The 12,698-nt window shown below is 73.5% G+C and carries 10 protein-coding genes; 3 read left to right on the plus strand and 7 right to left on the minus strand.

All coding sequences use genetic code 11. From position 1 onward, the window contains the following. Nucleotides 1-41: 41 nt before the first annotated feature. Genes D7I43_RS20350 through D7I43_RS20380 form a run of 7 tightly spaced genes read right to left on the minus strand, consistent with a single transcriptional unit; the run spans nt 42 to nt 7,463 of the window. On the minus strand, nt 42-749 hold the full coding sequence (locus D7I43_RS20350; RefSeq protein WP_120330139.1) for an N-acetylmannosamine-6-phosphate 2-epimerase: 708 nt from the start codon (nt 747-749) through the stop codon (nt 42-44). Next, a complete protein-coding gene (locus tag D7I43_RS20355; protein ID WP_120330140.1) occupies nt 746-1,687 on the minus strand; it encodes an ROK family protein in 942 nt (313 codons plus the stop codon). The genes D7I43_RS20350 and D7I43_RS20355 overlap by 4 nt, the downstream gene beginning before the upstream one ends. After that, nucleotides 1,684-2,526, minus strand: coding sequence for a carbohydrate ABC transporter permease (locus tag D7I43_RS20360; protein ID WP_120330141.1), 843 nt, complete (start codon nt 2,524-2,526; stop codon nt 1,684-1,686). Before D7I43_RS20360 ends, D7I43_RS20355 begins: the two co-directional genes overlap by 4 nt. Continuing rightward, nucleotides 2,516-3,463, minus strand: a complete 948-nt coding sequence (locus tag D7I43_RS20365) for a carbohydrate ABC transporter permease (protein WP_120330142.1) — start codon at nt 3,461-3,463, stop codon at nt 2,516-2,518. Before D7I43_RS20365 ends, D7I43_RS20360 begins: the two co-directional genes overlap by 11 nt. A gap of 12 nt (nt 3,464-3,475) precedes the next feature. After that, nucleotides 3,476-4,759 carry an ABC transporter substrate-binding protein gene (locus tag D7I43_RS20370; RefSeq protein WP_240033063.1) on the minus strand — a complete coding sequence of 428 codons (1,284 nt, stop codon included), beginning with the start codon at nt 4,757-4,759 and terminating at the stop codon, nt 3,476-3,478. A gap of 22 nt (nt 4,760-4,781) precedes the next feature. Next, entirely contained in the window at nt 4,782-6,377 is a 1,596-nt protein-coding gene (locus D7I43_RS20375; RefSeq protein WP_120330144.1) for an FAD-dependent oxidoreductase, read from the minus strand. Between the two features lie 39 nt (nt 6,378-6,416). Then, the gene (locus tag D7I43_RS20380; protein ID WP_120330145.1) at nt 6,417-7,463 is read right to left on the minus strand and encodes a LacI family DNA-binding transcriptional regulator; all 1,047 of its coding nucleotides are present in this window, start codon (nt 7,461-7,463) and stop codon (nt 6,417-6,419) included. 459 nt (nt 7,464-7,922) lie between these two features. Between D7I43_RS20380 and D7I43_RS20385 the strand changes: the two genes are divergently transcribed. The 3 genes from D7I43_RS20385 to D7I43_RS20395 all read left to right on the plus strand — a co-directional run bounded on the left by D7I43_RS20385 (nt 7,923) and on the right by D7I43_RS20395 (nt 12,698). Continuing rightward, nucleotides 7,923-9,275: a glycoside hydrolase family protein gene (locus tag D7I43_RS20385; protein WP_192902216.1), complete on the plus strand. Its 1,353-nt coding sequence runs from the start codon at nt 7,923-7,925 to the stop codon at nt 9,273-9,275. 196 nt (nt 9,276-9,471) lie between these two features. After that, nucleotides 9,472-11,472 (plus strand): elongation factor G, encoded by a 2,001-nt coding sequence (locus tag D7I43_RS20390; protein ID WP_120330146.1) that lies wholly within the window; start codon nt 9,472-9,474, stop codon nt 11,470-11,472. Nucleotides 11,473-11,591: 119 nt separating this feature from the next. After that, nucleotides 11,592-12,698: an AAA family ATPase gene (locus D7I43_RS20395; RefSeq protein ID WP_204985242.1), complete on the plus strand. Its 1,107-nt coding sequence runs from the start codon at nt 11,592-11,594 to the stop codon at nt 12,696-12,698.

A 12,698-nucleotide genomic window follows, 5' to 3' on the forward strand; every position in this document is an offset into this window, starting at 1 on the left:
TGTGGCCGGCGCGGTCGGGTGCCGGTCCCGGCGGGGGCGTCTCACCGCTGCGGGGCGCCCGCTCCGGTCGTGCCGCGCAGGGACGCCACCAACCGGCGGGTGATCCACAACGGCGAGGTCACGGCGTTACCCACCACGACGGCGTGCGCCCCCGCCGCGAAGGCCGCGTCGATCTGCTCGGCCGTCCGGTAGCGTCCCTCGGCGAAGACCGGCACCGGCACGGCGGCGGCGAGCCGGCCGACCAGGGCGACGTCCGGGCCGTCGGCGTGCGGGCTCGCCGCCGTGTACCCCGACAGCGTCGTGGCCACGGCGTCCGCGCCGGCGGCGACGGCCGCCACGCCCTCCTCCACCGTCGAGACGTCGGCCAGCACCAGGGCGGCCGTCCGGTCCCGCAGCGCGCGTACGGTGTCGGCGAACGTCCGCCCGTCGGGGCGGGGCCGGTCGGTGGCGTCCACCGCGACGATCGGGGCCCCGGCGAGCGCCACCTCGACCGCGTGCCCGGCGGTCGGGGTGATGAACACGTCCGCGTCGCCGTGCTTGTAGAGGCCGATCACCGGCACGTCCACGGCGGCGCAGACCGCCCGGACGTGCGCGGGACTGTTGACCCGGACGCCCACCGCGCCACCGCGCACCACGGCGGCCGCCACCCGGGCCTGCACGTACGCGTCCCGCATCGGGTCGCCCGGGTCGTCGGGCAGCGGCTGGCAGGACACCACCAGCCCGCCCGCCAGGTCGTCGAGCACGCTCACGTCGGTCGTTCCCTCCTCGGTGACGCCGCAGCGCCCCCGTCGTACGGATCCAGGGCCAGCCGGGCCGCGCCGACGGCGACGGCGTCCCCGCCGAGGGCGGCGGCCCGCAGCGGCACGTCGGCCCACGCCGGTGGCAGCTCGGCGGCGTACGCGGCCGCCGCGGCGGGCAGCAGGGCCTCGGCGGCGCCGCCCGCGAGCAGCACCACCGCCGGGTCGAGCAGGGCCACGAGCCCGGCGAGGGCGCGACCCAGCGCGGCGCCGGCCCGGGCGAGCACCGTCTCGGCGGCCGGGTCGCCGCCCCGGGCCCGTTGCGCGACCGCCCGCCCGTCGACGTGCGCGCCGGTCTCGGCGGCGTACGCGGCGGCCAGCCCGCTGCCGGAGGCGACGGCCTCCAGGTGCCCGTACCGGCCGCACCCGCAGCGCAGCCGCTCGGCGCCCGGCGCAGGCAGGTGGGCGACGGCCCCCGCGGCACCGCGCGCGCCCGTGTCGACACGACCGTCCCGCACGAGCGCCCCGCCGAGCCCCGTGCCGACGGCGACCAGCAGCAGGTCCGCGTCGCGCCGGCCGGCACCGGCCCAGGACTCGCCGAGCGCGGCGGCGTGCACGTCGTTGGCGACCCGCACCGGGCGGCCGAGCCGGTCGGCCAGCGCGTCGGCCACCGGCGTGCCCGCCCAGCCCGGCAACGAGTCGGTGGCGTACCGGATGGTCCCGGTGGCCGGGTCGACGGTGCCCGCGGTGCCGACCCCGACCGGCCCGTCGCCGGCCGCGGGCAGCAGCTCCGCGGCCAACCGGGCCGCGGTGTCGAGCACCGCCCGCGGCCCGCCGCGGGCGGGCGTGGGGGCCCGCCGCCGGTCCCGCACGCTGCCGTCCGCGCCGACCAGCGCGGCCACCGTCTTGGTGCCGCCGATGTCCAGGCCGACGACCGTCGGTGTGCTCATCCCTTGAGGCCGGTGTGGGCCAGGCCCTCGACGAACTGCTTCTGCGCGAGGACGAAGACCACCAGGACCGGCAGCGCGGTCATCGACGCCGCCGCGAGCTGGACGTTCCACATCGGGCCGCCGTACGCGTCGACGAACTGGGTGAGCGCCTGGGGCAGGGTGAACTTCTCCGGGGAGGAGAGGAACACGATCGGCTCCAGGTAGAGGTTCCAGCTGTGCAGGAAGGTGAAGATCGCCACGGCGCCGAGCGCGGGCCGGGACAGCGGCAGGGCGATCCGCCGGAAGGTGGCGAACCGGCCGAGCCCGTCGACGCGGGCGGCCTCCTCCAGCTCGGCGGGCAGGCTGATGAAGAACTGCCGCATGATGAACGTGGCCAGCACGCTCGGGGCGCCGAGGATCGGCACCAGGATGAGCGGCCAGTGCGTGTCGATCAGGCCGAGCTTGAAGAACATCTGGAACAGCGGGACGATCGTGACCTCGCTCGGGATGAGCAGCCCGGTGAGGACCACCAGGAAGAGCACGTTCTGGCCGCGGAACCGGATCCGGGCGAAGGCGTACCCGGACAGCGCCGACACCGCGAGCGTCCCCACGGTGACCACGAGCGCGATGTAGAGGCTGTTCAGGTACTGCCGGCCGAACGGCTGCAGCTCGAACACCCGCTGGTACGCCTCCAGCTGCGGGTGCACGGGCAGGAGCTGCGGCGGGAAGGCGAAGATGTCCGAGATCGGCTTCAGCGACGAGGTGACCATCCACCAGGTCGGGAAGACGAACGGGATCGCCAGCACCAGCAGCACCCCGTAGAGCACCACCTTGGTCCGGGGCGACAGGTCACGACTCATGGAAGACCCATCTCTTGCGCATCTGCCACTGCAGCACGGTGAGCGCGAGGACGATGCCGAACAGGACGATCGACAGCGTCGCGCCGTAGCCGAAGTGGTGGAACTGGAACGCCTGCTGGTAGAGGTAGTAGACGAGCACGGTCGTGGACGTCCCCGGCCCGCCCTGGGTGAGCACGGCGATCTGCGCGAAGACCTGCAACGAGCCGACCACCGTGATGATCGAGGTGAGCAGGATCGTCGGGCTGATCAGCGGCACGGTGATCCGCCAGAACTGGCGCATCCGGCTGGCGCCGTCGACCTCGGCGGCCTCGTACAGCTCCGCCGGCACGCCTTGGAGCGCGGCGAGGAACAGCACCATGTTGAGGCCGACGTTCTTGAAGACCTGTACGACGATCACCGAGAACATCGCGGTGCCCTCGCCGCGCAGCCAGTTCGGCCCGTCCACGCCGATCGTGTCCAGCAGCCCGTTGACACCGCCGTTGTCCTGGAGCAGGAAGCCCCAGACGATGGTCCAGGCCACCAGCGAGACGACGACCGGGGAGAAGAACAGGGTGCGGAAGACGATGGTGCCGCGCAGCTTCTGGTTGAGCAGGACGGCGAGCAGCAGTGCGAGGCCGAGGTTGAGCACCACGAGGCCCACGGAGAACAGCCCGGTGGCCCGCAGCACCGACCCGAGGTTGGGGTCGTCGGCCAGCGCGGCGTAGTTCTCGCCGCCCACGAAGTCGAACGTGCCGGCGAGCACGTTCCACTCGTGCAGGCTGTACCAGACGACCAGCACGAGCGGCAGGAAGACGAAGACGAGGCTGCCGATCAGCTGCGGCGCGATGAACAGGTAACCGGCGAGGTGGTCCCGGCGGCGGCTCGTCCAGTACGGCCGGGCGCGGGCCGGGGTGGGCGGGGCCGTCGCCCCACCCACCCTGATGTCCGTCTGGGACATGACCCTGCTGCCCTACTTCGCCAGCATCGGCTGGATCTTGGCGCAGAGGCCGTCGAGGACGGCCTTCACGTCCGCGTCCGGCTTCCACAGCGGGTCGAGGCCGGCGCGCACCTGCTGGCTCAGCTCGGCCTGCCCGGCGTGGTTGGGCTTCACCACGCCGCTGGTGATGCCGTCGATGACGACCTTCTGCAACTGTTCCGGCTTGAGCTTGGGGTTCGTCTTCGCGAGCGTCTCCGCGGTGAGCTGCGACTGCCGCGGCGGCGGGAAGAACTGCGCGAGCTTCGCCGAGTTGGCGGGGTTGGTGAGGAAGGCCAGGAAGTCGGCCGCCTGCTCGGCGTGCGGGCTCTTCTTCAGCACCCCGATGCCGGCCTGGCCGACGACGGCGTAGGGGCCCTTCGGGCCGGCCGGCAGCGGGACGAGGTCCCAGGCGAAGCCGTCGTCCTTCAGCAGCGACGCGCGGGAGATCTGCGTGATCGTCATGGCCGCGTCGCCGGCGAAGAAGTCCGCCGTGGTGCCCGGCCCCGGCAGGGCCTTGTCGGTGAAGATCGCCTTGTGGAGCGTGGTCATCGCGTCGACCATCTCCGGTGCGGCGAAGCCGCAGGACTTCCCGTCCTCGCTCCACGCCTGGGCGCCCCAGCCGGTCCAGAAGGTGGACAGGTTGTCCCAGCCCTTGTAGTCGAAGTCCCGGATGACCAGGCCCGCCTTGCCGGTGGCACGGGCGGTCGCGCCGGCGGCGGCGAGCGCCGCGTCCCACGTCCACTGACCGGCGGCGATCAGCTCCGCCGGTGTCTTCTGCCCGGCCTTCTTGAGCAGGTCGGTGTTCACGAAGACGCCGAACGGGGAGGTGGAGAACGGGTACGCGTAGAGCTTGCCGCCGTCCTGCCACAGCTTGAGCGTGGCGGGGGAGAGGTCCTCGTACTGGTAGCCCTCGGTCTTCTTGAGCGTGTCGTCCAGGGGCGCCAGCGCGCCGGAGGCGACGAAGTCCGGCGCGGAGTTCTCGAAGATCCAGGCCAGGTCGGGGGCGTTGCCGCCGGCGATCTGGGTGGTCAGCGTGGTCGTGTAGTTCTCGAACGGCAGCGGGTCGAACGTGATGGCGCTGACGTCCGGGTGGTTCTTGCGGTACTCGTCGGCGATCTCGTTGAGCAGCTTGAGGTGCGCCTCGTTCGCCGACCAGACGGTCATCCGGAGGCTGGCCGGGCCGTCGTCGGCCGAGTCACCGCCGCCGCCGCAGGCGGACAGCGCGAGCGCGCCGGCCACCGCCGCGGCGGCGACCCGCAGTCCTTGACGGGTTCTCACAATCATCTCCTCACCGGGGGTTTCAGTAGCCCGCGATCGTCGGCCAGCGCAGCTCCACGCCGTCGGCCGAGATGCGGTCCTGGAAGTCGGCCAGCAGACGGGGGGTGCTGCGGACCGCGCGCGGGGACTCGCCCCGTGCCAGACAGAAGTCGGCGAGCAGGCCGGCGACCTCGCCGATGTTCCACTCGACCGGATGCAGCCGGTAGCTGCCGTTGGTGATGTGCGTGGTGCCGATGTTCTTGCCGGCGGGCAGCAGGTTCTCCACCCGCTGCGGGATGAGCGCGCCGAGCGGGATCTCAAAGGGGCAGGAGCCCACGTCGATGTAGTTGTCGCCGCCCGTGGACGGGTGCAGGTCGATGCGGTACATCCCGACGCCCACGGAGTCCGGGTAGCTCACGGCGCCGTGCTCGCCGCGTACGGCCAGCGACAGGTCCTGCTCCACGACCGTGTACTCGGCGCGGATGCGGCGCGCCTCGCGGATGTACGGCGCCTGGGCCAGCCCGTCCCGGCTGCCGGTCACGTCGCCGCGCAGCCGCAGCCCGGGGAACCCGGTGCCGCCGTCGGGACGGGGCGCCTCGGTCTGGAGCCAGTACAGGACCGACAGGGACAGCTCACGCGCCTTGGCCAGGTGCCAGGCCGCGTTCGGCACGTCGATGACCGGCCCCTCGAAGTAGTCGATCATCGGCCAGTTCACGAGCGTGATGTCGCTGGCGTACGCGCCGGTGGTGAAGTTGCGCCGCGCGGCGATGCGCCGGAACGTCCACAGGTTGCCGTCGCCGGGGTTGAGTCGCTGGTCGGCGTTGACGGTGAGCGGGTCGTCGTCGGGGTTCGGGGTGAAGCTGCGCTCGACGATCTCCAGCGTCCGCGGGTGCGGGGAGCGCCACGAGAGCAGCCGGTCGCCCCAGAAGTCCGGCTTGTAGTCGCGCCAGAAGTCGTAGCCGGCGGGGCGGTCGATGGTGTGGTCGCCGTCGACGTGGTCGATGGCGAAGCAGACCGAGACGGCCTGCATGTTCATGGGCTGCGCCTCGGCGGGCGCGCTGGGCTCGCCGGTCTGCGCCTGCGACTCGAACCCGGTGACGTACTCGGTGCCGGACAGCGGCAGCAGCTCACCGGTCTCGGTGGCGTCCAGCACGTACGGCGCCGTGAGGTCGATGCGGTCGTCGCGGTCCCGGTGCGCCACGGTGACCCCCACGACCCGGTCGCCGTCGGTGGCCACGGCGACCGGCCGGTACGGCTGGAGCACCGTGAGCCGCCCGGAACCCCGGTACGGCGCCAGCATGCCCTCCAGAACGGCGACGGCAACCCTCGGCTCGTGGCAGATCCGGCTCACCCAGCCGGCGCCCGGGTTCAGGTCCGTCCAGGCCCGGGAGCGCTCGGTGAGGGGGTAGTGCCGGCGGTAGTAGTCCCGGATGCCGTTGCGCAGCGCCCGGTAGCTGGCGGTGGCGCCGAACTGCTCGATCCAGGAGTGCTCGTCCGGTGGGACCGCCTGGCTGGTGAGCTGCCCGCCGAGCCAGTCGAACTCCTCGGTCAGGATGACCGACCGGCCGGCACGGGCGGCCGCGAGGGCCGCCGCGACGCCACCGAGCCCGCCACCGACGACGAGGACGTCCGCACGCATCTGTACCACTTGCTTCCTTCCGCTTGCGCGGCCGTCGCCTCAGGGGCGGCCGGCCGCCTGTCCGGGGGTGCCGAGGGTGTCGCCCTCGACGAGTTCGCAGGGGAGGAGCCGCTGCGGGACGTCGCTGGCGCTGCCGTCGATGACGCGGGCCAGGACCTCGACCGCCTGGCGGCCCATCTCCTCACGGGGGATGCGGAACCCGGTGAACGCCAGGTCCGTGGGGACCGGCACGGTCGGGTCGCCGAGGCTCAGCAGGGACAGGTCACGGGGCACGGCGAGGCCGCGCCGCCGGGCGGCCCGCTCCAGCGCCACGACGGTGGCGAAGTCCTCCACGAACGCCACCGTGCTGCGGTCGGCGAGCAGGTCGTCGAGGACCGTCTCGGCGTCCGCGGCGGTGGCCGAGCGGTGCCGGGCGCTCTCCGCGGCGGCCGCCGCCGCCAGGTAGCCGCGCCGACGGTCCTCGGACGACTCGGCCGTGATGCCCATGCCCAGGTAGGTGAGCCGGCGGTGGCCCCGGTCGAGCGCCATCTCGACGAGGCGGCGCACGGCGGTGGCGTAGTCGGCGCCGACGTACGGCACCGGTCCGCCGGCGTCGTCGCGGCGGCCCACCGCCACGTACGGGTAGCCGTCGCGGTTGAGCCGGTGCAGCTCCTCGCCGTCGATCTCCTGGCCGAGCAGGATGCAGCCGTCGGCCAGGCGCAGCCGGTTGTCCTGGTGGAAGATCCGCCGCCGGCCGTCGACCACCGGCGCGCTGGTGAACAGCAGCAGGTCGCAGCCGACCCGTTCGGCGTACTCCTCGATGCCGAGCAGGAACGGGTGGAAGAAGTCCCGGCTGCCGCTGGGGAACGCGGGCTCGTACGTGAACACGCCGATGATCCGGTTGAAGCGGGCGGCGAGCCGCCGCGCGACCGGATCGGCGGCGTAGCCGGTCTCGGCGATGACCCGCAGCACCCGGTCCCGGGTCTCCGGTGCGATCCGCACGTCGGCGTCGGCCCGGTTGTTGAGCACGAGGGAGACCGTCGCCTGGCTGACGCCGGCCAGCCGGGCGATGTCACGCTGAGTGACACGTCGGGGGGTAGCGGGCACGGGGGTTCCTTCCGATGGCGCTAATACGCATTAGCGCGCGGCGTAGGAGGGAGCTTCGCGGCCCCACCCGGGAGATGTCAAGAGGGTGAACGAAGATTTCTCCGAGATGAATCCCCAGGAGTAATGCGCATTAGTCGAATCTGGACGCCCGCCGGTGGGCGCCTGGCCCTAGGCGAGCGGTGGTTTCGGGGCAGCCTCTTGACAGGAGTGGCCGGCGGCGGCAACCATTCGAGAAACGTCACTGCTAATACGTATTAGCACGCCGGGTCGGTCCACCCGCCCGGCGTCCCCCCGCCGTACCCGCGTCACCGAGCGTCACCACCTTGCGCGCTGTGGACCACCCCCGACCGTCCACTGTCGCCCGTGCGGCGACCGCGACCGCGGCCACCGCGGGCGCGGACCATCCGGCCGACCGCGACCGGCCGGGCAGCCCGACCCGTCCCGAGAAGAGGAAGAGGCATGACGAGAGCACGTGTCGCACCGCCGCGCCGCGCCGTCGCGGCGATCGGCGCCGGCCTGCTGGTCACCGCCGGGGTCGCCACCCCGGCATCCGCCGACGCACCGGGGATCGACTTCCCCCGCTTCAGCTACGTGGGCGACGCCTTCGACAAGGCCGACCTCACCTACAACCCGACCAACGAGTTCATCTTCCCCAGCGTCATCCGCGCCGCCGACTACTTCCCGAACCCGCTCGGCACCTACTACCTCTACTACGCCCCCCACGAGCGCCCCGGCGGCATCGCCCTGGCCTACGCCGACTCGATCGACGGCCCGTGGACCGAGTACGCGGGCAACCCCCTGATCAGCAACACCTGGCTCCCGCACTACTCGACGGTCAGCCACGTCTCGTCCCCGCACGCAGTCTGGATCGAGGGCGAGGGCAAGCTCTTCCTCTACTACCACGGCGAGAACTCGATCACCCGCTACGCCACCTCCGAGGACGGCATCCACTTCACCTACGGCGGCACCGCGGTGAGCCGTGACGCCACCACCGGCGGCGAGACCTCCTACGCCCGGGTGTTCGAGCAGGCGGTACCCCGCCTGGGCAGCCGCTACCTCATGGTCTTCATGGACAACCCGACCGCCGCGCTGCCCGGCCCGACCGGGCCGGTGTCCCGCCGGATCCGCTGGGCGGTCTCCCCGGACGCCCGCACCTGGACCATCCAGCCGGAGCCGCTCGTGACCCCGCAGGGTGACGAGGGGCCCAACGCCTCCGGCCCGTTCTTCCTCCGTTGGCAGGACCGCAACCTGGTGATCTACCACGCCGCCGACGGCAACATGCACGCCGTCGACGTCGGCGAGAACTTCGACCAGGAGATCCACCTCGGCGTCGTCCACGACTCGATGACCGCCGCGCCGGACCTCGGCCGCTCGGCCGCGCCGACGTTCTACTTCGACGGCCGCACGGCGCACATGTACTACGAGGCCGGCGGTCGGCTCAGTGCGACCATCGGCCACGCCGTGGCCACCCTGCCCGAGCCGGTGCCCACCCGGCAGCTCGACTGCACCGTCGACCAGCCGGTCCTGTGGCCGCCGAACCACCGGATGGTCGACGTGACGGTGGACGTGGACCTGCCCGACGGGGTGCTCGGTCCGAACGCGTTCGCGCTGACCGCCATCAGCGGCGGCGACGCCGCCGACGTCAGCGGCTTCACCACCGGTACCCCGGACACCGCCGGCCGGCTGCGGGCCGAGCGCGCCGGCAACGGCGGTGACCGCGTCTACACCCTGACGTACGCGGGGCACGACGAGATCGGCCGGCCGGTCGGCTGCACGGTCACCGTCACCGTGCCGCACGACCAGGGCGCCTGACCCACCCCACCCGCCGCCCGCGGCTCCGACCGGTCACCCGGTCGGGGACGCGGGCGGCCCTATTTCGGTTGCCCACCCCGGCCGGTGCTGGTCGACTGGGGCGGGAGACACCACGACCGGAGGGAACGAGAGATGCGAGCCGCGTCCATGTCCAACCACCAGGGAACGTTCATCGACCCGAAGGACATGACGCTTCGTGAAGACCCTCAACGTCGGGATCCTCGCCCATGTTGACGCCGGAAAGACCAGCCTGACCGAACGCCTGCTGCACGCCGTCGGCGTCACCGACGAGATCGGCAGCGTGGACGACGGGACGACGCGCACCGACACGCTGGCGCTGGAGCGGCGGCGCGGCATCACCATCCGCTCGGCCGTCGTCTCCTTCGTGGTCGACGACGTCACGGTCAACCTCGTGGACACGCCCGGCCACCCGGACTTCATCGCCGAGGTGGAACGGGTCCTCGACCTGCTCGACGGCGTGGTGCTCGTGGTCTCCGCCGTCGAGGGCGTCCAGGCGCAGACCCGGGTGCTGATGCGGACGCTCCAGCGCCTGCGCCTGCCGACCCTCATCTTCATCAACAAGATCGACCGGGCGGGCGCCGACCCCGACCGGGTGCTGCGGGACATCGCGGCGCGGCTGACGCCGCGCGTCGTGGCCACCGGCACGACGCACGCGCCCGGCACCCCGCAGGCCCGGTTCGTGCCCCACCCCGACACCGACCCGGCGTACGCGGCCCGCCTGCTCGACCTGCTCACCGTGCACGACGAGCGCCTCCTCGCGGCGTACGTGCAGGAGCCGGCGCGGCTGACCGGCCGGCGGCTGCGCGCCGCGCTGGCCGCGCAGAGCCGTGGCGCGCTGGTGCACCCGGTGCTCGCCGGGTCCGCGATCACCGGGGCGGGCGTGGACGCCCTGACGGCCGCCCTGACCGGGTTGCTGCCCGTGCGGACGCAGGACGGGCGGGGCCCGGCGTCGGGGACGGTCTTCAAGGTGGAGCGGACCGCCGCCGGCGAGAAGGTGGCGTACGTCCGGATGTTCGACGGCACCGTGCGGGTCCGCGACCGCGTGCCGGTGGGCTCGCGGGTCGCGACGGTCACCGGTGTCGACCTCTTCGACCGCGGGTCGACCGTACGCGCCGAGGCCGTGACCGGCGGCCGGATCGCGCTCCTGCGCGGGCTCGGCGACGTACGGATCGGCGACCCGGTCGGGGCGGTCCGCGCCGGCGCGGCCGGCCACCACTTCGCCCCGCCCAGCCTGGAGACGGTCGTGGTGCCCGAGCGCGCCGCGCAGCGGGCGGCCCTGTACGCCGCGCTCACCGAGCTGGCCGAACAGGACCCGTTGATCAACGTCCGGCGCGACCCGCTCCGGCGGGAGATCACCGTGTCGCTCTACGGCGAGGTGCAGAAGGAGGTCCTCCAGGCGATGCTCGCCGACGAGTACGGCATCGCGGTCACCTTCCGGGAGACGACCGCCGTCTTCGTCGAACGGCCCGTCGGCACCGGCGCGGCCGTCGAGCTGATCGGGGTGGCGCCCAATCCGTTCCTGGCGACCGTGGGGCTGCGGGTCGCGCCGGGCGCGCCGGGCAGCGGTGTGACCTTCCGGCTCGGCGTCGAACCGGGCTCGATGCCGCCGGCCTTCTTCACCGCGGTGGAGGAGACCGTGCGGGAGACGTCGTCCCAGGGACTGCACGGCTGGCAGGTGCTCGACTGCGCGGTCACCATGACCCACGCCGGTTACTGGGCGCGGCAGAGCCACGCGCACGGCACGTTCGACAAGAGCATGTCGAGCACGGCCGGGGACTTCCGCAACCTCACGCCGCTGGTGCTGATGGCCGCGCTGCGGGAGGCGGGCACCCGCGTGGAGGAGCCGGTGCACCGGTTCCGCCTGGAGGTCCCGGCCGACGTGCTCTCCGCCGTGCTGCCGGTGCTCGCGCGGCAGGAGGCCGTGCCGCACGCGACGCTCACGCAGGGCGCGTCGGCGGTGGTCGAGGGGCTGGTGCCGGCGCGGCGGGTGCACGAGGTGGAGCGCCGGCTGCCCGGGCTGACCCGCGGCGAGGGGATCCTCGAGGCGGCGTTCGACCACTACCGTCCGGTCCGGGGCGCGCCGCCGCGGCGGGCCCGCTGGGACCACGACCCGACCGACCGCAAGGGTTACCTGCTCGCCGTCAACCGGCGGGTGGCCCGAGGCGGTGCGCGGTGAGGCGCCCCGAGAGGCCCCGCGCCGGGGCGGCCCCCACCGGGGCCGGACGCACCCGGGCGGGCCGCACGCCCGGCGGCGCGAACGCGTCCGGGAGCGACCGGACGGTTCCTGTGCTGTGGTTGTGCGGCCCTCCCGGCGTCGGCAAGACCGCGGTCGGCTGGGAGATCTACGAGGGCCTGGTCCGGTCGGGGATCCAGACGGGCTACGTCGACATCGACCAGCTCGGGATGTGCTACCCGGAGGTGGCCTCCGATCCCGGGCGGCACCGGATGAAGGCACGCAACCTCGACGCGGTGGTCCGCGGTCACCGGACGGCCGGGGCCCGGTGCGTGGTGGTGTCCGGCGTGGTCGACGCCCGGCACGGCGTGCACCGCGACGCGCTGACGGGGATGTCGTTGACGGTCTGCCGGCTGCGGGCCGACGAGGGCGAGCTGGCGCGGCGGTTCGTCGGCCGGCAGGGACACGCCGACGCGCTGCCGCACGTCCTTCGGGAGGCCGCGGATCTCGACGCCGGCGCGGTCGGCGACGTGTGCGTCGACACCACGGGCCTGACGGTGGCCAAGGTCGCCCGCCGGGTGCGGGAACGGGTGCCGGGCTGGCCGGCGACCGGCGGGCACGGCTCACCGTCCCCGGCCGATCCAGAGGGCCACACCGACGCCGCCGCCGTCACGGGCCCGTCGTCCGTGCTGTGGGTGTGCGGCGCGACCGGTGTCGGCAAGTCCACCGTCGCCTTCCAGGTCTACCTGAAGGCGCTCCGCGCCGGGCTCACGGCGGCGTACGTCGACCTCGACCAGCTCGCCATCTGCGGCCCCACGCCGGCCGACCACCGGCGCAGGGCCGGCACCCTCGCGGCCGTGTGGCGCACCTACCGCGAGGCCGGTGCCGCGGCGCTCGTCATGGCCGGACCCGCGGAGGACCGGTACGCCCTCGACCGGTACGTCCGTGCGCTGCCGACGGCGACGGTGACGGTGTGCCGACTGCACGCCGGCCGTGACGAGCTGACCCGCCGGATCCTGCGCCGGGGCCGGGGCCACGGCAGCTGGCCGCAACCAGGGGACCCGCTGGTCGGCCAGCCGGTCACCCGCCTGCGCCACGTGGCCGACCAGGCCGCGCGCGACGCCGACGCCCTGGAACGGGCCGCGATCGGCCACCGGATCCCCACCGACGGGCGCACCGTCGAGGAGGTCACCGCGATGGTCCTCACCCACGCCGGATGGGCGCACTAG

Source organism: Micromonospora globbae, from assembly GCF_003610785.1.
Classification (GTDB): Bacteria; Actinomycetota; Actinomycetes; order Mycobacteriales; family Micromonosporaceae; genus Micromonospora; species Micromonospora globbae.